Source organism: Streptomyces sp. NPDC001678 (assembly GCF_042892945.1).
GTDB lineage: Bacteria > Actinomycetota > Actinomycetes > Streptomycetales > Streptomycetaceae > Streptomyces.
In genome coordinates this window covers 111,775-132,572 of record NZ_JBIAUP010000012.1, presented here as the reverse complement: position 1 = coordinate 132,572, position 20,798 = coordinate 111,775, and the positions used below count along the sequence as shown (strand labels likewise).

Annotated in this window: 17 protein-coding genes; 3 read left to right on the top strand and 14 right to left on the bottom strand. The window is 72.5% G+C overall.

Features of this window, described 5'->3' with window-relative positions; genetic code table 11:
• Nucleotides 1-30: 30 nt before the first annotated feature.
• From ACFYZR_RS24295 to ACFYZR_RS24235, 13 genes are all read right to left on the bottom strand, one after another.
• Nucleotides 31-1,620 (bottom strand): hypothetical protein, encoded by a 1,590-nt coding sequence (locus tag ACFYZR_RS24295; RefSeq protein WP_391913618.1) that lies wholly within the window; start codon nucleotides 1,618-1,620, stop codon nucleotides 31-33.
• An 8-nt stretch (nucleotides 1,621-1,628) separates the two neighbouring features.
• The gene (locus ACFYZR_RS24290) at nucleotides 1,629-3,044 is read right to left on the bottom strand and encodes a hypothetical protein (protein ID WP_391913616.1); all 1,416 of its coding nucleotides are present in this window, start codon (nucleotides 3,042-3,044) and stop codon (nucleotides 1,629-1,631) included.
• An 81-nt stretch (nucleotides 3,045-3,125) separates the two neighbouring features.
• Nucleotides 3,126-3,557 (bottom strand): hypothetical protein, encoded by a 432-nt coding sequence (locus ACFYZR_RS24285; RefSeq protein ID WP_391913614.1) that lies wholly within the window; start codon nucleotides 3,555-3,557, stop codon nucleotides 3,126-3,128.
• Nucleotides 3,558-3,561: 4 nt separating this feature from the next.
• On the bottom strand, nucleotides 3,562-4,893 hold the full coding sequence (locus ACFYZR_RS24280) for a phage tail sheath family protein (RefSeq protein ID WP_391913612.1): 1,332 nt from the start codon (nucleotides 4,891-4,893) through the stop codon (nucleotides 3,562-3,564).
• Nucleotides 4,894-4,928: 35 nt separating this feature from the next.
• Complete coding sequence (locus ACFYZR_RS24275; RefSeq protein ID WP_391913610.1) at nucleotides 4,929-5,369, bottom strand: phage tail protein; 441 nt, start codon at nucleotides 5,367-5,369, stop codon at nucleotides 4,929-4,931.
• Between the two features lie 26 nt (nucleotides 5,370-5,395).
• A complete protein-coding gene (locus ACFYZR_RS24270; protein WP_391913608.1) occupies nucleotides 5,396-6,838 on the bottom strand; it encodes a phage tail sheath family protein in 1,443 nt (480 codons plus the stop codon).
• 180 nt (nucleotides 6,839-7,018) lie between these two features.
• Complete coding sequence (locus ACFYZR_RS24265; protein WP_391913606.1) at nucleotides 7,019-7,903, bottom strand: sigma-70 family RNA polymerase sigma factor; 885 nt, start codon at nucleotides 7,901-7,903, stop codon at nucleotides 7,019-7,021.
• 209 nt (nucleotides 7,904-8,112) lie between these two features.
• Entirely contained in the window at nucleotides 8,113-8,898 is a 786-nt protein-coding gene (locus tag ACFYZR_RS24260) for an alpha/beta fold hydrolase (RefSeq protein WP_391913604.1), read from the bottom strand.
• Between the two features lie 73 nt (nucleotides 8,899-8,971).
• Nucleotides 8,972-10,270, bottom strand: a complete 1,299-nt coding sequence (locus ACFYZR_RS24255) for an MFS transporter (protein WP_391913602.1) — start codon at nucleotides 10,268-10,270, stop codon at nucleotides 8,972-8,974.
• Nucleotides 10,267-10,794 carry a nitrite reductase (NAD(P)H) small subunit gene (locus tag ACFYZR_RS24250; RefSeq protein WP_391913600.1) on the bottom strand — a complete coding sequence of 176 codons (528 nt, stop codon included), beginning with the start codon at nucleotides 10,792-10,794 and terminating at the stop codon, nucleotides 10,267-10,269. Before ACFYZR_RS24250 ends, ACFYZR_RS24255 begins: the two co-directional genes overlap by 4 nt.
• A complete protein-coding gene (gene nirB, locus ACFYZR_RS24245) occupies nucleotides 10,791-13,292 on the bottom strand; it encodes a nitrite reductase large subunit NirB (protein WP_391913785.1) in 2,502 nt (833 codons plus the stop codon). The genes ACFYZR_RS24250 and nirB overlap by 4 nt, the downstream gene beginning before the upstream one ends.
• A 53-nt stretch (nucleotides 13,293-13,345) precedes the next feature.
• Entirely contained in the window at nucleotides 13,346-14,611 is a 1,266-nt protein-coding gene (locus ACFYZR_RS24240) for an NAD(P)/FAD-dependent oxidoreductase (RefSeq protein ID WP_391913598.1), read from the bottom strand.
• Nucleotides 14,608-16,728: a molybdopterin oxidoreductase family protein gene (locus tag ACFYZR_RS24235; protein ID WP_391913596.1), complete on the bottom strand. Its 2,121-nt coding sequence runs from the start codon at nucleotides 16,726-16,728 to the stop codon at nucleotides 14,608-14,610. The genes ACFYZR_RS24240 and ACFYZR_RS24235 overlap by 4 nt, the downstream gene beginning before the upstream one ends.
• Nucleotides 16,729-16,919: 191 nt before the next feature.
• On the opposite strand from ACFYZR_RS24235, the gene ACFYZR_RS24230 reads away from it, so the two are divergent.
• Genes ACFYZR_RS24230 through ACFYZR_RS24220 form a run of 3 tightly spaced genes read left to right on the top strand, consistent with a single transcriptional unit; the run spans nucleotide 16,920 to nucleotide 19,398 of the window.
• Nucleotides 16,920-18,053: a uroporphyrinogen-III synthase gene (locus tag ACFYZR_RS24230; RefSeq protein WP_391913594.1), complete on the top strand. Its 1,134-nt coding sequence runs from the start codon at nucleotides 16,920-16,922 to the stop codon at nucleotides 18,051-18,053.
• A complete protein-coding gene (locus ACFYZR_RS24225; protein WP_391913592.1) occupies nucleotides 18,053-19,021 on the top strand; it encodes a sirohydrochlorin chelatase in 969 nt (322 codons plus the stop codon). Before ACFYZR_RS24230 ends, ACFYZR_RS24225 begins: the two co-directional genes overlap by 1 nt.
• A gap of 2 nt (nucleotides 19,022-19,023) precedes the next feature.
• Nucleotides 19,024-19,398, top strand: coding sequence for a DUF488 domain-containing protein (locus ACFYZR_RS24220; protein WP_391913590.1), 375 nt, complete (start codon nucleotides 19,024-19,026; stop codon nucleotides 19,396-19,398).
• Nucleotides 19,399-19,421: 23 nt separating this feature from the next.
• On the opposite strand, the gene ACFYZR_RS24215 is transcribed toward ACFYZR_RS24220, so the two are convergent.
• Entirely contained in the window at nucleotides 19,422-20,741 is a 1,320-nt protein-coding gene (locus ACFYZR_RS24215) for an aminotransferase class I/II-fold pyridoxal phosphate-dependent enzyme (protein WP_391913588.1), read from the bottom strand.
• Nucleotides 20,742-20,798: the final 57 nt, after the last annotated feature.

Below are 20,798 nucleotides of genomic sequence, written 5' to 3'. Positions count from 1 at the left end.
TCTCAGGCGGGATCCGACCGATCGACGGTGCTAGTCGATGATGTACTCGCGGAACGTCACGCCCGCCCGGGCGCCCTCCGCCCAGGCCTCGACCGTGAACCTGTCGGCTTCCGGGCCCGCGATGAGGGACTGCGAGGTGGTGGCGACACCGTCCGCGCCGCTGGTGGCCTCCGTGGTAGCGGAGCCGCCCTCGAACGAGGCCGAGTCGTCCATGACCCTGAAGACGACCTTCGTCTTCTTCACGGGCGCGCCGTTCTTGTCCTGCACGACGACGCTGAGCGGCAGCGTGAACTTCTTCCCCACGGTGGCGCGTTGCCCCGCGCCCGAGCGATACCCCAGGTGGTCGGGCGGACCGACCTTGTCCTTGACGACGATGCCCTCGAACGGCGTGAAGCCGTCCTCTTCGAGCCATTCGGCCGAGGCGTCCACCCGCCCGGGCTTCAGCGCCACCAGCGGCGCGCTCTCGGCGATGCCCATCAAATCGCCCGAGTCGTGTACGGGCTTGATGTCGTACGCCGCGCCTCCGACGAAACGCGCCTGATCGCCCTGGAGGACGAACTTGATGGTCGCCTTTCCGACCGGCGTTCCGTCGAGATTGGCGGCCAGGACCCGGAGAGGGGTCTTGAACTGGGCGCCGACCGTCGCCTCCTGGCCCTGCCCCGCCTTCGGGATGAGCCGGAACTTCGAGATGTGGAACATCTCCCCGGTTCCTTCGAGCCCGACCCACAGCTGGGAGTTCGCGTCCATCGCGATGCCCGACGGCTTCGATCCCTTGCCGGTGTCGATACTGCCGGATGTGTGTGCGGCACCGGGGAGGACGCAGTCCACCGCGTCGGCGGACGGCATGGTGAACCACAGGGAGCCGTCCGGCATCGCGAACAGCCGGTCGGGGACGGCAGCGGTGTCGACCTTTTGCTGGGACTTGCGGTCGAGGTCGTACTTGATGAGGTATGCGCCGGTGGTCGCCACCCAGAGCGCCCGCTCACCGGCGGTTTCGGTGATCGCCAGATGTCCGGGGGTCGCGTCGCCGTCGAGGCGGACGGGGTTGCCGGAGAATGCGCCGCTCTTGGCGTCGAACGAGACCACGCAGCCCGAGTCGGGAGAGCTCAGCCAGTATTCCTGAGGGGCCTTCTTCGCGACGGCGAGTCCATGCAGCGGACGGGAGAACGCGTTGGACGTCTGGATGCCGCCCTGCGCATCGATGAACGTCAGCGAAGCCATGCCCGAGAGGGTCGCGACGATCCTTTCGGCACCTGTCGAATCGGTGCCGATCGCCATGGCGGAGCAGGACGCGGCCGTACCCCTGTCGCAGTTGTCGTAGCGGCCGTCGCCGCCGGCCGTGGGCGTGCACCTGACCACGCAGCCTTCACCGGTTGCCAGTGCGTACATCCATACGACCTGGTTCCAAGCCGCCAGGGTTTCCGCGCTCCTGCCCTTGTCGGGCGAGTCGAGGACCTTGCTCTCGTAGGGTGCCCCGGTGGCGAACCATCCTAATTGCGCGTCGTTGGTGACGAACCACACCTTCCGGTCATGCGGGTTGTAGACGAGGGAGGCAGGCTTGGCCGAACCTGCCAGCGGATGGTGAGGATCGGTGGAGCTGTTGCCGGTCATGGAGGGCATCGCTGGGCTCACCTCTCCGTCGACTCGGGCCGCACGCGGAGGGAGATGGCGGCGGGAGTCTCGGTGTCGCCGTAACCGACCTGGACCATCACCTTCTCCTCCTCCTGACCGGCCAGCAGGGCGGGGAGCGCGGCCCTGCCTCGGGCGTCCGTGGTCAGGAGTACTTCTGTGCTTCCGTCCCTGAATGTCGTACCACCGTCGGAGAACACACGGCAGGTGAGCGGTACGCCGGGAATGGGGGTGCCATTGCTGACGTACTGGACCACGCCGGTCTTCCCGGTGAGCCGTCCCGAGGGGGCTTCACCCACCAGCTGGGACATGAACTGGGTCTTCCCGGCGGCGCTACTCGGGTCATCGGGGATCGGATACTTGCCGATCGACTTGTTGGTCGGATTGGTGTACCAGACCCATTTGCCGTCCTTGGACACGCACAACCCCATGGCGTCGCCGCCGCTCGGCAGGGCCGGGCCGGGCAGCGGGGTGATCGCGACGTCCGTCCGGAACCGCGAGATCCCATTGCTGCACGCCACCCAGAGATTCCCGTCCACGCCCAGCATCATCTGGCGGGGTGCGCCCCCTCCGGGGATGTCTCGCTGCCTCCAGCTGCGGAGTTCCGTGTCGTACCGGCAGATCTGATTCGGAGTTTCGGTGCCCACCCATATCGCACCCCCCTTGGGGTCGGCGACGACGTGAACCGGTTTCTGGTCCTTCCCGCCGGGGAGCGAAATGGGGGCCGGCTTGTCATCCTTGGCCGGTGCGTACCTGAAGAGGCTGTTCGTCTTCCGCTTGAGCGTCCCCCCTGAGCCCCCTGTGTCGCTGACTTGGCCCGTCGCCCAATAGACGCACTCCGAGAGCGATTTCGCGCTCTCCGGTGCGGTGACGGCCACGGACCAGAGCCACGTGTCGTAGACGGGGTCCTGTTGAGGGTTCGGGAACGGGTACGTCTGCGGCTTGCTGGACTGGTCTTCCGGGTCGCAATAGCCCACCAGCGTGTGCACGGGCTCGGCGAACATGATCCAGTAGACGTAGTCGGGAGTTCCGGGAGTGCCCTTGTTGAGCAGGAGCGACGCGATGGTCTGAGCCCTGGCGTCATCGGCCAGATCGAACTCGTTGAGCCGCTTCTGGTTCTCGATGTCGTACTCGATGACCGGGTCGTAGTCCTGCTCGTACCGGGGAGAGGCGAACCATACGACCTTCTTCCCGTCCTTCCGGTCCGGACACGGGTCCGGAATGATTCCGGCGGAAAGCGGGCGGACATCCCTGGTGACCTTGAGTTGAGAAGCGATGCTCTTCGGGTTCACCTGGACGAGCGTGCTGTCGTGGGTCGTCACCCAAAGGTAGCCGTCGGGCCCGACCGTGACGGAGTGCGGCGTTACCGTGCCGCTGAGGAGAGGGTATTCCTCCGGCTGACCGGTGTCCTGCATGTCAAATCCACTCCTTCGCTGTGCTGCTCTCTTTTGCCGTTCGCAGGGCGCAGTGGCGCAGTGCAGTGGAGTGCTTCTTTTCTAGCCGGCCGTCACGGGGCGTACGCGGGGGCAGGTGAGGGTCGCCCTGCCCTGGTACGTGGGTGTGGTGTCCGTGGCGGTGGGGTTGCTGGCCGGGGCGAGCACGGTGAATACCAGGTCGAGCGGGCCGCCGTTGACGACGACTTCCTTCACGCCCTGGCTCGTCCGGGCGTACTTGGCGCGGTTCGCCGCAGGAACCTTCAGCTGGACGCGCCCGGTGCCCGCAGTCGGAAACGCCGGCGGCACCGAATAGCCGATGGGCGGGAAGACCCACAACTCGATGTCCTCGGGCACACAGGCGAAGCGCCTTTCGACCCGGAATCCCGCCGTGCCCAGCGGTATGAAGAAGGGTGTGGGCGGCGGCGTGAACACGGCCGGCGGGGTCAGGGTGAGCGTAACCGTGTCGGCCTCCCTGACCACGATCTTCGGCACGGCCTCAGCCGCTCTGGCCGGGTTGGCCGGCGATCTGGGTGATGGTGAAGTGCACGAACTCGGCGGGACGCACCGGAGCGATCCCGATGTCACAGATCACCTGACCGGCGTCGATCGTCGCCGAGGTGTTGTTGGTGCTGTCGCAGATCACATAGAAGGCTTCGTCGGGGGTGCGGCCGAGCAGTGCGCCCTGCCGCCACTGGTCGGTCAGGAAACTGGTGACCGAGTGCCGGAGGGTGGCCCAGAGACGGTCGTCGTTGGGCTCGAAGACGGCCCAGGTGGACGACTGACGGATGGAATCGGAGAGGAAGCACACGAGCCGGCGGACGTTGAGGTACTTCCAGTCACGGCTGGTGGAGCGTGTCCGGGCACCCCACACCAGCAGGCCCCGGCCGGGGAAGACCCGCAGGCAGTTGACGCCCTTGTCGTTCAGCTCCCCGTTCTGGTCGTCGGTCAGCAGGGTGGGGAGGTCGAGCACGCCGCGCAGGTTCTGGTTGGCGGGGGCCTTGAAGACACCGCGCTCGGCGTCCGTACGGGCCCACACGCCGGCCAGGTGGCCGGACGGCGGCACGGTACGCGGGACGCCGTCCACGCCGGGGACCTTCACCCAGGGGTAGTACAGCGCCGTGAACGCCGCGTCCGGGTCCGTCGAGGCGAGGTTGTCACCCACGAATGTCTTGAGCGGTTCTACGAGTTGACCGGGCGGCGGGTCGACCAGCGCGAGGCGGTTGCGCTGCGCGGTGCAGTGGGCGAGGACCTGGTCGATGAGCGGCTTTCCGTTCGCCGGGACCGGTGTCGGCGGGTCCTGCGTGTCGGTGGCCGCGACGGTCATGTCCCAGAGGCTGGGCACGGCGACCATGGTCACTTCGGGGACCGTCTCCAGCCCGCCGAGCCCCGTGCGTGTCTCCGCGTTGCCGGCGAGGGCGGGGGCATCCACCTTCGCGTCCGGATTCAGGAAGCCGACGACGTAACAAGACGTGCCGCCGTTGGCGAAGAACCCGTAGACCGCCTCGGCCAGGGTGAGGCAGCGCTGGAGGACCTGGATCCTTTTCTGGTCCCCGGCCGCCAGTGGCGACTTCTTCAGGAGGGCCGCCAGCTCCTTCCCCAGATCCGGAATGCTGTAGCGGTCGGCGAACTCCTGCCAGCCGCGGATCGGTTGCGGGATCTTCCGCTCGTCCGGCGTGAACGGAGGAGTCGTCGTCTCCGTGGGATTCTGTGTCGGTGTGGTCGTGTATCCGAGGAAGGCCGGGGTGGACGTGCCCACTCCGACGATCATGCGCACGCCGCTGGACTTCTCCGTGACGTAGACACCCGGAGGCTTCGGGCTCGTGGTCATCGCTGCTGTTCCCCTCTCGACTGTTCGACTTCGGGCTATTCGACGGTGATGTCCTCGTAGGTGATCGTCACCTGTTCCGTCGCGATCCCGGAGTTGGATGCGCCGAGTTGGGGGCCCTCCCAGCGGGAGGCCCAGGCGTTGGTGAGGTGAATGCGGCGGACGGTCTGCTTCTGCGCGTCCTTCAGGGCGATGGTGATGTTCTGCCGGGCGCTGTCGAGGTCGGCGTTGACCAGCGTGGTCTTGATCCAGTCGGTGAAGGCGGTGCTCTTGTCCATGCCCCGGGTGACCGTGATCTCGCCGGTCTTGCGCGCGCCAGGCTGTTTGCGCACGATCAGCTCGCCGGTCGAGGACACCTGGCGGGTCTCGACGACGTCCTGTTCCAGGGTCAGCCCGGAGACGTCCTGGACGGTCTCGACCTGGAACTTGCCCAGTTCGATGGCGAAGGTGCTGCTGCTGAAGGTGTCACCGGTCAACACGTGCGGTACCTCCTGGGTTCCGGGCGTCAGCTGTTGGCACCGGGCTGGCCGGCGATCTGGGTGATGGTGAAGTGCACGAACTCGGCGGGACGCACCGGAGCGATCCCGATGTCACAGATCACCTTGCCGTCGTCGATCGTCGCCGAGGTGTTGTTCGTACGGTCGCAGATCACGTAGAACGCCTCGTCAGGGGTGCGGCCGAGCAGCGCGCCCTGGCGCCACTGGTCGGTCAGGAAGCTGCTGACCGAGTGCCGGAGGGTGGCCCAGAGACGGTCGTCGTTGGGCTCGAAGACGGCCCACGTCGAGGATTGACGGATGGAGTCGGAGAGGAACGACACCAAGCGGCGGACGTTGAGGTACTTCCAGTCACGGCTGCCGGAGCGCGTACGGGCGCCCCACACCAGCAGGCCCCGGTCGGGGAAGACCCGGAGGCAGTTGACCCCCTTGTCGTTCAGCTCGCCGTGGCGTTGGTCGGTGAGCAGCGTGGGCAGGGACAGCACGCCGCGCAGGTTCTGGTTCGCCGGTGCCTTGAAGACGCCGCGCTCGGCGTCCGTACGGGCCCACACGCCGGCCAGGTGGCCGGACGGCGGCACGGTACGCGGGACACCGTCCACCCCGGGGACCTTCACCCAGGGGTAGTACAACGACATGAACGCCGCGTCGGGGTCCAGGCCCGTCAGGTGGGTGAGGAACTCGGGTACGTCGGCGGGTGCTGTATCGCGTGGTGGTTCGAGGAGGGCGAGCCTGTTGCCCATGGTCGAGCAGTGGGCGGCCACATTGTTCATGATGGCCGCACCGTTTTCCTCCGTGGTGCCCTCGCGCCATACGTCCGGGACCGCGACCATGGTCACGTCCGGCACCGACTTGAGCCCGGCGAGGCCAGTGCGTTCGTCGGGGTTGCCGTCGACCTCGTTCGCGAGGGGCTGGTCGGGGTCGAGGCGGAGGACGTAACAGGAAGTGCCGCCGTTGGCGAAGAAGCCATAGACGGCTTCGGGCAGCTGGACCTCCAGCGCTTTATCGAAGCACGCGCCGAGGGGGGTCAGCTCGCCCTCACGCCGTTTGAGGCCGGCCAGCTCGTTCCCGACCGCCTTCCAGAGCCCGTACGGCCCGGGAAGCTTTTCCACCGCCTTCTTCACCGCGGCTTCGGCCGCTGTCCTGTCCTCGTCGCCGACCTCTTCGCCTGCCCAGTCGGCAGCCTGTACCACGGCGAGAACGGTGAGTTCTTCCTGGGTGAGGACGGGAGGGTTGCCCGTGGTGGCCTTCTCCGCGAAATCCGCTCCCAGACGGTCGAGCTCCGCAGGGGCATCGGCCAGCCTCTTCAACGCCCGCCTTACTTCCTCCACCCCCATCGGGGAGCGGAAGTGGAACGTGTCCACGAACTCGGACCAGCTGTTGATCCGTGTCGGTGGCGTGGGGGCCGTCGGGCCGCCCACCGTGTAGCCGAGGAAAGCGGGGGTGGACGTCCCCACCCCCGTGATCGTCCGGACTCCGCTCGAACGCTCCGTGATGAACACTCCGGGTGCAGGCGCACTTGAAGCCATGCCCTGATTGCCCCTCTCATCGGAAAAGCGACCCTTAAGCCAACCACTCCCGAGGGGTACACGCATGCAAACGGAGGAAGCTACGACAGATGTGGTAGCGGACGCGCGTCAGCCGTCCAGGACCGTCAGATCGAGTCCGTTCAGCCGCTCGGGGTCGGCCAGGATGTCGATCTCGACGACCTTCCCATCCGTGATCGTGAAGCCCAGGACGGCCGTCGGTCGCCCGTCGATGACGGACACGATGCCCGCGGCGCCGTTGACGAGCGCCAGGCGCGCGAAGGCGGCGGCGCGCTGGAACAGGAGCGCCTGTCCGGCCACCGCGGCGGGGCCGCGCAGCTCCCGCGACGGGCCCGCGAGGCCCGCTCCGGTGTCGGCGCGCAGGACGACCTCCGGGTCGAGCAGGGCCACCAGGGCGTCGAAGTCGCCGCCGCGCGAGGCGGCGAGGAACGCGTCGACGACCTCCCACTGCCGGCCGAGGTCGGCGTCGGGCACCGGTGCCGCGCCCCGTACCCGGCGGCGGGCCCGGCTGGCGAGCTGGCGGGCGGCCGCCGGGGTGCGGCCGACCATGGGGGCGATCTCGTCGAAGGGCACGGCGAACATGTCGTGCAGCACGAACGCCAGCCGCTCGGCGGGAGCGAGCGACTCCAGCACCACGAGCAGCGCCAGGCCGACGGAGTCGGACAGCAGCGCCTCGTGCTCGGGGTCGATCCCGTCGGCGCCGCTCACGACCGGGTCGGGCACATGGACGTCCAGGGGCTGCTCGCCGCGCGTGTTCCGTGAGCGCAGCATGTCCAGGCACACCCGGCCCACCACGGTCGTCAGCCACCCGCCCAGGTTCGCGACGTCCCCGGTGTCGGTGCGCGCCAGCCGCAGCCAGGCCTCCTGCACCGCGTCGTCGGCCTCGCTCAGCGAGCCGAGCATCCGGTAGGCGACCGCACGCAGGTGGGTACGGTGCGCTTCGAAGCGCTCGGCCAGGAATTCCTCGTCGTTCATCGGTCGCTTTCTTCCGTCGGCTTTCGTCATCCCTATGACGAATATGACGAAGGAGACCGTACGGATGTGACACACCGGCTCATGGGACCGGGGTGGCGGCACACGAACGCCGGGCCGCCAGGGTGATGCCCTGGCGGCCCGGCGGTGATACGTGTACCCGTCGTGACCAACGACGGCGGGGACGAACGGTCACGCGGCGGGCGGTGGTCTCACGGCCCCGCCTCGAAGCGCTTGCCCCGGCCCTCCGCCGCGTCGATCAGCACCTGGGCGGTGGCGGTGGGCACGGAGAGCATCGGGTAGTGGCCGGTGGGCAGCTCGAAGAAGGTGGTGTCCTCGTCGACCACGGCCCTCAGCCGTGGGTCGCCGGCCCGGTAGAGGGCCTCGATCACGGCGACGGTGTTGCCGTTGGCCGTGCAGAACACCGCCGAGGCGGGCAGCCCGTCACCCGCTCCGGTCAGGTGGAGGGGTTCGGTGAAGGAGCCGTAGGGGTGGCCGACGGCGAGGCGGCGCATCCGGGCCAGGGCCGCGTCGTCCATGCCGTCGACACTGCCCCACAGGGGGAGTTCGTCCGGTTCCGGCAGCGGGAGGCGCAGGCCCTCGCCCTCGGTCGCGACCCGTTCCTCGAACGCCGCCCGCCGTTCGGGGTCCATGAAGGTGTTGACGACGCTCTGCCCGTCCCGCGGCGCGGCGGCGTCCAGGAAGACGACGCGGCCGACGCGATCCGGGGAGCGGTCGGCGGCGCCCAGGACGGGGAAGATGCCGTAGCTGTGGCCCACCAGGACGACGCCGGAGAGCTCCTCGTACTCCAGGACGTTGAGGATGTCCTGGACGTGGGTGCCCACCCCGGTCTCCGCCGTGGCGAGATGCGCGCGGTCCCCGAGGCCGGTCAGGGTGACCGGTACGGCCCGGTGCCCCGCGCGCTCCAGTTCCGCCGCGACGTCCCGCCAGGCCCAGCCGCCCAGCCATCCGCCCGCCACCAGCACGAACACCGCCATGCCACGCACCTCCCGGATCCGCTCGCCGCATTATGGTGCGTCCGGGCGGCCCGCGTCACCGTTGTAGGCGCCCTCATCCCAGCCGGCGTCGGCCGTACACCCCGTACGTCACCGCCGCGCACACCGCGTAGAAGACGAGGAACCCCGCGTACGCCCATTCGCCGTTCCCCGTGCTCTGGAACGACTGCCGGAACGCCACGTTCACCAGCACTCCGCCCAGCGCGCCCACCGCGCCGGCGAAGCCGATGAGGGTGGTCGCGCGGCGGACCCGGGTGCCGTGGACGGCCGGGATCATGCGGTAGGTCGAGCCGTTGCCGACGCCGCTGAGCACGAACAGGGCGATGAACCCGGCGAAGAAGACCACGGCCCAGTGAGCCCGCGCGGCGGCGAGGATGAGCCCGCTGCACGCCGCCATGGCCGCGAAGACGGCGAGGGTGACGCGGGCGCCGCCGAGGCGGTCGGCCAGGGCGCCCCCGTACGGGCGGGCCAGCGAGCCCAGCAGGGGGCCGAGGAAGGTGAGGCTCGCGACCTTCACCGGTGTGTCGAACTGATCGTGGAACTGCGTCTGGAGCACCAGTCCGAAGGCGAACGAGAAGCCGATGAACGACCCGAACGTCCCGATGTACAGCAGCGAGAGCCCCCAGGTGTGGCCGTCGCGGATGATCTCGCCGAGCACGGGCCGGGCGTCGCGCACCGCCGGGAGGTCGTCCATCCAGCGCAGGGCGCCGAGGGTGGCGAGGACGATCAGGGGGACGTAGGCCAGCGGGAGCACGGCGGGGTGGCCCGCGTCGGCGGTGGCGAGGACGAGGAGGCCGGCGAGCTGCACGGCGGGGACGCCGATGTTGCCGACGCCGGCGTTGACGCCCAGGGCCCGGCCTTTGAGGCTCCGGGGGTAGAAGGCGTTGATGTTGGCCATGGAGGAGGCGAAGTTGCCGCCGCCCACCCCCGCCACGGAGGCGACGAGCAGCAGGGTCGTGAAGGACACCCCCGGCTTGAGGACGGCGGCCATGAGGAGGGTGGGCACCAGCAGCAGGAGCGAGCTGAACACCGTCCAGGCGCGGCCCCCGAAGCGGGCCACCGCGTAGGTGTAGGGCAGCCGCAGGACGCCGCCGACGACGGTCGGCACGGCCGTGAGCGTGAACTTGCCCGCCGGGTCGATGCCGTACTCGGGGCCGAGGAAGAGCACCAGCACCGACCACATGCTCCACACCGAGAAGCCGATGTGCTCGGTGGCCACGGACAGCAGCAGATTGCGCCGGGCGACGCGGGCGCCCGTGCGTTCCCAGAACTCGGGCTCCTCCGGCCGCCAGTCGGTCAGGGTGCGGCCCCGGACGGCCGGGTCCGCCGGGGCCGCCAGGCCCGCCGGGGTCACCGGGTCTCCCCGGGGCGCGGGCCGGACGGGGCCGCCGGGGCCTGCGGTCCGGGCACGGGGTGGACCGCGCGGACCGGCCACGTCCGCAGGCGGTCCGCCGTGGCGTCGCCGCCCTCGCCGCTGTCGTCGCCGACGTCCTCGCCGACGCGCACGCCCGTCCGCAGGTCGTACGTCTCCTTGTACATGGGCGAGGTCACCACCGGCACGCCGCCCAGGCTGCCGGTGATCCCCCGTGAGATGACGTACGCGCCGCTGACGGGGTCGCGGTTGTCCAGCGCGTAGAGCGTTCCGCTCTCGTCGCGGAAGACCGCGACCTGCCGCCCGGCGACGAGGGCGGTGACGCCGCGTCCCGGGGTGAGGTCGCCGTAGCGGCAGACGGCGGTCCAGGCCGTGTCGTCGCCGGTCCCGTCGGTGCCGGTCCCGTCGGTGCCAATTCCGTCGGTGCCGGTCCCGTCGATCTCCACCCGCGCGTCGGGGTGAAGGGGGTCGGGCGGGGTGGGGCCGGTGGTGGGGTGGTCGTTCATCGGGTGCCTACCTCTTCGGGGAGGGCCGGGCGGATCTGCTCGCGCTCGGGGACGAAGCTGACGGAGGGGTCCGGTGTTCCCGGGGCGTTGACGAAGGAGACGAAGCGCCGCAGCCGGTCGGGGTCGGCGAGGGTGGCGGCCCACTCGTCCTCGTAGCCCTCGATGTGGCGGGCCATCAGCTCGTCCAGTTCCCCGGCGATGCCGAGCACGTCGTCGACGACGACGGCGCGCAGGTGGTCGAGGCCGCCTTCGAGGCGTTCGATCCAGGGGGCGGTGCGCTCCAGCCGGTCGGCGGTGCGGATGTAGAACATCAGGAAGCGGTCGATGGTCCGCAGGAGGGTGTCGCGGTCGGTGTCCTTCAGGAGGAGGTCGGCGTGGCGGGGGGTGGCACCGCCGTTGCCGCCGACGTAGAGGTTCCAGCCCTGGGCGGTGGCGATGACGCCGAAGTCCTTGCTCTGTGCCTCGGCGCACTCGCGGGCGCAGCCGGAGACGGCGGCCTTGATCTTGTGGGGGGAGCGCAGGCCCCGGTAGCGGAGCTCCAGTTCGATGGCGAGGGCCACGGAGTCCTGGACGCCGTAGCGGCACCAGGTCTGCCCGACGCAGGACTTCACGGTGCGCAGGGACTTGCCGTAGGCGTGCCCGGACTCGAAGCCCGCGTCGACGAGCCGGCGCCAGATGGCGGGGAGCTGGTCGACGGTGGCGCCGAACATGTCGATGCGCTGACCGCCGGTGATCTTGGTGTAGAGGCCGAAGTCCCGGGCGATGGCGCCGATGGTGATCAGGCCGTCGGGGGTGATCTCGCCGCCGGGGACGCGGGGGACGACGGAGTAGGAGCCGTTGCGCTGGAGGTTGGCGAGGAAGTGGTCGTTGGTGTCCTGGAGGGCGGCCTGTTCGCCGTCGAGGATGTAGGAGGTGTCGCCGAGCCCGGCCAGGATGGAGGCGATGGCCGGCTTGCAGACGGCGCAGCCCCGGCCGGTGCCGTGTTCGGCGAGGAGCCGGGCGAAGGTGGTGATGCCCTTGACGCGGATGATCTCGTAGAGCTCGGCGCGGGTGTGGGTGAAGTGCTCGCACAGTCCGCGGCTGACCGGTGTGCCCGCCGCGGCGAGTTCGTCGGCGATGATCGAGGTGAGGAGCTTCTCGCAGCTTCCGCAGCCGGTGCCGGCCTTGGTGCACTTCTTGACGGCGGGGACGGAGGCGCGCCGGCGCTCGGCGACGGCGGCGCGGATGGTTCCCTTGGTGACGTTGTGGCAGGAGCAGACGACGGCCTCGTCGGGCAGCGCCGCGGCGCCGACACCGCCGCCGGTCGAGCCGGCCGGCTGGGGCAGGAGCAGTTGTTCCGCCGGTACGGGCAGGGGGGCGCCGTTGCCCGCGAGGGGGCGGAGGGTGGCGTAGGCGTCGGTGTCCCCGACGAGGATGCCGCCGAGCAGGGAGCCGTCGGGGCCGAGGACCAGTTTCTTGTAGACGCCGGCCCGGCTGTTGGCGTAGGTGATGTCCAGGGCGCCCTCGGTGGTGCCGTGGGCGTCGCCGAAGCTGGCCACGCCGACGCCGAGGAGCTTGAGCTGGGTGGAGGTGTCGGCGCCGGTGAACTCGCCGGTCGTGTCGCCGGTGATGGCGCGGGCGGCGGTCTCGGCCATGGCGTAGCCAGGGGCGACGAGCCCGTAGACGCGGCCGTCTACGGCCAGGGCGCATTCGCCGATCGCGAAGACGTGCGGATCGGCGGTGCGGCAGCGGGCGTCGACGACGATGCCGCCGCGTTCGCCGACGGGCAGTCCGCAGTCCCGGGCGAGCCGGTCCTGGGGCCGGACGCCCGCCGAGAAGACGACGAGGTCGGTGGGGAAACCGGTGCCGTCGGAGAGGGTCAGGGCGCTGACACGGCCGTCGGGGCCGGTCTCGACGGCCTGGGCGCCGGCGCTCGTGTGCACGGTGACGCCGAGGTTCTCGATCTTGCTGCGGAGCAGCGCGCCGCCGGCGTCGTCTATTTGAAGGGCCATCAGCCGGGGGGCGAATTCGACGACGTGGGTGTCGAGTCCGAGGGCGCGCAGGGCTCCGGCGGCCTCCAGGCCGAGGAGTCCGCCGCCGATGACGGCGCCGGTGCGGGCGTCGGCGGCGTCGGCGCGGATGGCGGCGACGTCCTCCAGGGTGCGGTAGACGTGGCAGCCGTCGGCGTCGTGGCCGGGGACGGGCGGGACGAAGGGGTAGGAGCCGGTGGCGAGGACGAGGGTGTCGTAGGGCACGCGGGCGCCGGAGGCGGTGGTGACAGTGCGGGCCGGGCGGTCGACGGCGACGGCCGCCTCGCCCAGGCGCAGGTCGATGCCGTGGGCGGTGAGGAAGTCCGGCGGGCACAGGGACAGTTCGTCGGCGGTGGTGCCGCTGAGGGCCGAGGTGAGGTGGACCCGGTCGTAGGCGGGCCGGGGCTCGGCCGCGAGGACGGTCACCGTGATGCGCCCGGCCGTGCCGGTCCGCTCGTGGAGGGCTTCCAGGAAGCGCTGGCCGACCATGCCGTGGCCGACGAGGACCAGTCGGTGCGGGCCGGAGGTGGAGGGCGGGGGCGTCACGCGCGGGCTCCTTCGGGGATGAGCAGGTAGGAGGGGTCTGCGGGCAGGGGGTCGTCCCGGTGCCAGGCGAGCGCGATGTCGCCCGTGGTGGTGAGGTCGCCCAGGAGGACGCCGGCGACGAGCCGGTCGCCGCGCAGGACGAGCGTGGTGGAGGTGCCGCGCGTGGTGTCGGAATAGCGCAGCACGTCGTGGCCGGGGTCGTGTTCGGCGGTCATGTCGCCGAACGCGGTGAGCTGGAGGGGGCCCGCCGACAGCCGGGTCAGGGGCCTGGCGGCGGTGCGGCGTGCTCCGGGGTCCGTGCCCGCGAGGCGGGCGGCGAGGGCGTCGGCCTGGTCCCATGCGGGTCCGGTCAGTCCGTGGACGACGCCCCGGTGCTCGGCGCAGTCGCCGATGGCGTGGACGTAGGGGGCGGAGGTGGCCAGCCGGTCGTCGACGACGACTCCGTGGCGTACGCGCAGCCCCGCCGCCCGCGCCAGCGCGGTGCGGGGCCGGGTGCCGCAGGCGAGCAGGACGAGATCGGTCTCCAGCTCGGTGCCGTCGGCGAGTTCGACGGTGTGGACGTGGCCGGCGCCGTGGAGGGCGACGGGGTGGGCTGCGAGGTGGGTGGTGATGCCGAGGGCCGTGAGCTGCCCGTGCACCAAGTGCGTCGATCGGTCGTCGAGATGACGTTCCATCACCCATGCGGCCCGGTGGACGATCGTGGTGGCCGTGCCGAGGGCGGCCAGGGCCCGGGCGGCGCTGACGCCGAGCACTCCGCCGCCGATGACGACGGCGTGCGCGGCGCGGCGGGCGGCCGCGGCCAGGGCCCGGCAGTCGGCGAGCGTGCGCAGGACGTGGACGCCGCCGAGGAGTCCGTCGCCGTGGACGGGCCCGTCGCCGTCGCGAGGCCCACCGTCGCGCAGGCCCCGCAGGGGTGGCAGGACGGGGGCGGCTCCGGTGGCGAGGACGAGGGTGTCGTAGTGGCCGGTGGTGCCGTCGGCCAGGGTGAGGGAGCGGGTGGCGGGGGCGACGGCCGTGACCCGGGTGCCGGTGCGCAGGGTCGCGCCCTCGCCCAGGGGCAGGCCGATGCCGTCGGGGTCGTGGCGGCCGGTGAGGACGTCGGCGAGGAGGGTGCGGTTGTAGGGCGCGTCCGGCTCCGCGCCGTACAGCGTCACCTCGACGGTGCCGGGCGGTGTGCGGGCGAGAAGCTGCTGGGCGAAGCGGGCGGCGGCCATGCCGGCGCCGACGACGGCGACGCGGCGGGGGCTTGTGCTCGTGCTCATGCGCGGGCCTCGGCTTCGGTGGCCTTCTCCACCCGTACCGCGCAGACCTTGAACTCGGGCATGCGCGACTGGGGGTCCAGGGCGGGGTTGGTGAGGGTGTTGGCGCGGCCGGGTCCGTTCCAGTGGAAGGGCATGAAGACGGTGTCGGGGCGGATGGCGGTGGTGATCCTGGCGGGGGCGAGGGCGCGGCCGCGCCGGCTGGTGACGGCCAGTACGTCGCCCTCGCCGACGCCGAGGTGCTCGGCGAGGTGGGGGTGGAGTTCGACGAACGGGCCGGGGGCGGCCGCGTTGAGCTCGGCGACCCGGCGGGTCTGGGCGCCGCTCTGGTACTGGGCGGTGACCCGTCCGGTGGTGAGGTGCAGCGGATAGGCGTGGTCGGGCTCCTCGGCCTGCGGTCGGTGGCCGGCCCCGGCGAACCGGGCCCGGCCGTCGGGGGTGGCGAAGCGGTCGAGGAACAGGCGGGGTGTACCCGGGTGCGCGGGGTCGGGGCAGGGCCAGAAGACGCCGTTCTCGGCGCGGATGCGGTCGTAGTCGATGCCCGCGTAGTCGGCGGCGCCGCCCGCCGAGGCCCGGCGCAGCTCGTCGAAGACCTCCCGCGGGTCGTCGGGGAAGCCCCGGGTGGTGCCCAGGCGCGCGGCCAGCTCCTTGAGGACGGTGAGGTCGGTGCGGACCCCGGGGGGCGGGGGGACTGCCGCCTGACGGAGGATCACCCGGCCTTCGAGGTTGGTGGTGGTGCCGGTCTCCTCGGCCCACTGGGCGGCGGGCAGGACCACGTCGGCCAGCTCGGCGGTCTCGGAGAGCACGACGTCGCTGACGGCGAGGAGGTCCAGCGCCCGGAGGCGCTCGGTGACGTGGGCGGCGCGGGGCGCGGAGACGACCGGGTTGGAGCCCATGACGAGCAGGGCCCGTACGCCGTCGGGGGTTCCGGCGCGTTCGAGCAGTTCGTAGGCGGACGGGCCGGGGCCGGGGAGGGTGTCGGGGTCGACGCCCCAGACGGCGGCGACGTGGGCGCGGTCGGCGGGGTCCGTCAGCGAGCGGTAGCCGGGGAGCTGGTCGGACTTCTGCCCGTGCTCGCGGCCGCCCTGGCCGTTGCCCTGGCCGGTCAGGCATCCGTAGCCGCTGCCGGGGCGGCCGGCCTTGCCGGTGGCCAGGCACAGGTTGATCCAGGCGCGGACGGTGTCGGTGCCCTTGCTGTGCTGTTCGCTGCCGCGCGCGGTGAGGACCATGCCGGTGTCGGCCCCGGCGAACAGGCGTACCGCTTCGCGCAGTTGTGAGACGGGCACCCCGGTGATCTGCTCGACCCGTTCGGGCCAGTGGGCCATGGCGGCGGCCCGGGCTCCTTCGAAGCCGGTGGTGCGGGCGGCGATGAACTCCTCGTCCAGATGGCCGTCGGCGATCACCAGGTGGAGCATTCCCAGGGCGAGCGCGAGGTCGGTGCCGGGGACCGGGCGCAGATGGAGGTCGGCCTGCTCGGCGGTGCGCGTCCGGCGCGGGTCGATGACGATCAGCCGGCCGCCGGCCTCGCGCATGCGGGTGAAGTAGCGCAGCGAGGGCGGCATGGTCTCGGCGGGGTTGGCCCCGGCGAGAATGACGCAGCCGGTCGTCGCGACGTCCTCCAGAGGGAAGGGCAGGCCGCGGTCGATGCCGAAGGCCGCGCGGTGGGCGGCGGCGGCAGAGGACATGCAGAAGCGGCCGTTGTAGTCGATGTTCGGGGTGCGCAGCACCACGCGGGCGAATTTGCCCAGCAGATACGCCTTTTCGTTGGTCAGCCCGCCCCCGCCGAAGACGCCGGCGGCCGCGGGCCCGTGGCGTTCGGCGGCCTGCCGGAAACCGGTGGCCACCCGGTCCAGGGCGGTGGCCCAGGACGCCTCGCGCAGCACCCCGTCGCGGGGGTCGCGGACCAGGGGCGCGGTCAGGCGGACGGCGGGGGCGAGGAGGGCGGGCGCGGTGCGGCCCTTGCCGCACAACGCGCCCCGGTTGACGGGGAATCCGGGGCGTTCCTCGACGTCGACCGGCGGGTCGGAGGGCGACGGGCCGCCGGGGCCGGGGAGCCGCTGCCGCAGTCGCATGCCGCACTGCAAGGCGCAGTAGGGGCAGTGGGTGTCGGTCGAAGTCATGGGCCGAGCATTGGTCCCGGCCGTTACACGGCCGGGTCCGGGGTGTTGCGGACATGGCACGAATTCCTCACTACCCCGCCGGGGCGATGTGATGTCCGTGGCATCGACATTTAACAGAAGCCGGGCAAATACTGATGCCTGCATGACAGAGCGGCAACTCGCCGGTAACAAACCGCCGGAAGCCTGAGCCCATGAGTTCGGGGAATACGACCGCCGGGGCGGCGGGAACGCTGACGGGTTTCACGATCGGGGTGACGGCCGACCGGCGCCGCGAGGAGCTGGTGGCGATGCTCGTGCGCCGGGGGGCCCGCGTCGTGGAGGCCCCCGCGCTGCGCATCATGCCACTCGGTGACGACGTCGCGCTGCGCCGCGCCACCGAGCGCTGCCTCGCCGCTCCGCCGGACTACGTCGTCGCCACGACGGGCGTGGGCTGGCGCGGCTGGATGAGCGCCGCCGAGGGATGGGGGACGGCCGACGCCCTGCTGGGCGCGTTCCGGGACGCCACGGTCGTCAGCCGGGGCCCGAAGGCCACCGGCGCGGTACGGGCCTGTGGCCTGGCGGAGGCGTTCGCGCCCGGGACCGAGGCCACTCACGAGGTGCTGACGTGGCTGCTCGCCCGGGATCTCACCGGCCGCCGGGTCGCGGTCCAGGAACACGGGGCGCCGCTGCCGGAGTTCACGGCCGCGCTGCGCGAGCGGGGCGCCGAGGTGATCGAGGTCCCGGTCTACCGGTGGGGGCCGCCGGAGGATCCGGGCGCGGTCCGGCGCCTTGTGGAGGCCACCACGCGCGCGGAGGTGCACGCGCTGACGTTCACCAGCGCCCCGGCCGCCGTGGCGCTGCTGGAGGCGGCCGCCGCGATCGGGCGGCGGGAACGGTTCCTGGCCGCGCTGCGCGACGACACGGCGGCGTTCTGCGTCGGCCGGCTGTGCGCCCAGCCCCTGCGGGAGGCGGACGTGCCGGTGCACTGCCCGGAGCGGAGCCGGCTCGGCGCGCTCGTACGGACGCTGGAGGACGTCCTGTCCCGGCACGGCCGCCGGGACCTCCGCCCCGGGCCGGACCGCCTGGTGCTCCAGGGCAACGCGCTCCTCGGCGACGGCGCCCCGGTGTGGCTGCCGCCGCTGCAGGCGGCGGTGCTGCGCGCCCTCGCCGAGCACCCCGGCCAGGTGCTCAGCCGCACCGAACTGCTGCTCCGCGCCTGGCCGGACGGCCGCGCCGACCGGCACGCGGTCGACATGTCGATCGCCCGCCTGCGCAGGGCCCTGGGCCGCCACGCGGCCCTGGTCCGCACGGTCCCCAAGCGGGGCTACGCGCTGGCGGGGGCGTGATGGACGGGTACGAGGCGCTGCCGCCCCGCATCCCGGGCCCGGCCGCGCACCGGCTGCCGGACACGGGCCCGGCGGCCAGGAGGCCCGGTGTCCCTGCCGGGGGGCGCGACCGGCGGGACGGCCCGGCCGCCTCCGCGTACCGCACGCTCGCCCCGCCGGCCCGGGGCGAGCGTGGGCGCCCCGCCGCCGACGCCCCGGACGGGCCCGGGCCCGTCCTCGTCGCCGCCGCGCACGGCACCCGGGATCCGGCCGGTGTGCGGACCGTGCGCCGGCTGCTGGAGCGGGTGCGGGCCGCGCGGCCGGGGCTGCGGGTGGAGTGCGGGTTCCTGGGGCCGGCCTCGCCCTCGTTGCCGGACGTGCTCGGCCGGGTGGCGGGCCCCGTCGTGGTGGTGCCCGTGCTGCTCGGGCCCGGGTATCACGTCCGCGTGGACATCCCCGCCGTGCTGGCCGCCGCCGGTGCCGGTCACCGGGCCGTGACGGCGCCCGCGCTGGGCCCGGACCCGCTGCTCGCCGAGGCGCTGTGCGGGCGGCTGCGCGAGGCGGGGTGGCACGGGCGCGTACCCGACCACGGGCGCGTACCCGGCGGGGCCGTGGTGCTGACGGCCGCCGGGTCCCGGGACCCGGCGGCGACGGCGGCCACGCGCGCCATGGCCGGGCTGCTGAGCGCGCGGCTGGGCGCGCCGGTCGTCCCCGCGCACCTCGGCGGGCCGCTGCCCCCGCCCGCCGAGGCCGTCGCGGCGCTGCGCGGGCGCGGCCGTCCGGGGCCGGTGGCGGTGGCCCCGTACCTGCTGGCGCCGGGCGACTTCGCCCGGCGGGCCGGGCCGGGCTGCGGGGCCGATGCCGTGGCCGCGCCGCTCGGCGCCCACCCGGCCGTGGCCCACCTGGTCCTGCGCCGCTACGACGAGGCCCGGCTCCGGGGTGCACGGCCCGCCCGCGCGGCGGACCATGGAAGCCCGACCGGGAGGTGACGGTGACGGCGAAGAAGGACCGCGACATCCGGGTGCGCAGGGTCTACGAGGACCCCTCGGCGGCGGACGGCAGCAGGGTGCTGGTCGACCGGATCTGGCCGCGCGGCCTCCGCAAGGAGGCGGCCGCCCTCGACGAGTGGTGCAAGGACGTCGCCCCCTCGACCGGGCTGCGCGTCTGGTACGGCCACGACCCGGGCAAGTTCGCCGAGTTCGGCCGCCGCTACCGGGCCGAACTCCACGGCGACGCGACGCACGAGAACGCCCTCGGGCATCTGCGCGAGGTGGCCGGGGAGCGGACGCTCACCCTGCTGACGGCCACCCGTGACCAGGACATCAGCGCCGCCGCCGTCCTCAAGGAGGAGCTGGAGCGGCGCTGACCTCCGGTCCCCCACCGTGGGCCTCACCCCCCGTACGTCGCCTGGGACTCGCCCAGCACCGCCGCGAAGTCGGCGGCCAGCCGCCGCCCGTCGGCGGGCGGCAGCCCGGCGGCGGTGATGCGCACCCCGGGCGCGCTGCCGATCCGGAAGCGCGCCCCGGCCGCGACCCACCAGCCGTACGTCCGCAGCCCGTTGACCACGGCGGACTCGTCCCGCACGGGCACCCAGACGTTCATGCCGCTCACCCCGTGGGCCGTGATGCCGTGCCGGCCGAGCTCACCGGCCAGGGCCAGCCGCCGTTCCTCGTAGGCGTCGCGGGCCCCGCGCACCAGGTCCCGGGTCGCGGTGTCCGTCATCAGGCCGAGGACCGTCTCCTGGAGCAGGTGGCTCACCCAGCCGGAGGTGAGCAGCATCCGGCCGTCGTGCCGGGCGAGGGTCGTCGCGTCGCACGCGGCGGCCGCCCAGCGCAGGTCCGTGCCCAGGTACTTGGTGACGGTCGCGACGTGCGCCCAGCGCGCGAGCCCACCGCCGGTGAGGGTGTGGAGGGGCGCCGCCGCGACGCTCCCCGCGTGGTCGTTCTCGATCACGAGGACGTCGGGCGCCTCGCGCAGGACCGCCACCAGCGCGTCCCGGCGGGCGGGGGTGAAGCGGCCGCCGCAGGGGTTCTGCGCCCGGGGGCTGCACACCACGGCGCGCACACCCGCGCGCAGCGCCGTGCGCAGGGCCTCGGGGCGGATGCCCTCGTCATCGACCGCGACGGCGACGGTACGCAGCCCGAGCGCCGTGACCAGGTCGAGCAGGTGGTGGTAGCCGGGGTCCTCCATGGCCACGGCGTCGCCCGGGCGGAGCTCGACGGACAGCAGCCGTCCGATCATGTCCAGCGCGCCGTGCGCGAACGTCACGTGCTCCACCGGCACCCCGTCCGCCCCCAGCCAGGCGCGGACGGCCTCCTCCAGGCGCGGCAGCCGGGGGGACGAGCGGTGGGAGCGGGCGCCGGGCGAGAGCCGGACGGGCGGCAGGAGGTCGGGGAGGAAGGCCGGGTCGGGGTGGCCGCCGGCCAGGTCGCGCAGCCCTTCGGGCACCTTGGGCGGGCGCCGGGAGGCCACGGCGGGGGCGGGCGCGACGACCGTGCCGCCCCTCCCCCGGGTGACGACGATCCCGCGCCGCCGCAGTTCCTTGTAGGCGGTCGCGACCGTGCCGGGGCTGATCCCGAGGTCCTCCGCGAGCCTGCGCACCGGCGGCAGCGCGGCGCCGGGCTCCAAGACGCCCTCGGTCACGGCCCGTTCGACGGACGCGGCGAGGGTCTTGGCTGTCGTACCAGTGATCGCATATTGTATTGCCACATCGTCAATTATGTATTGATACATATCTGGTTGGCAAGGGAATCTGGGGGAACGATG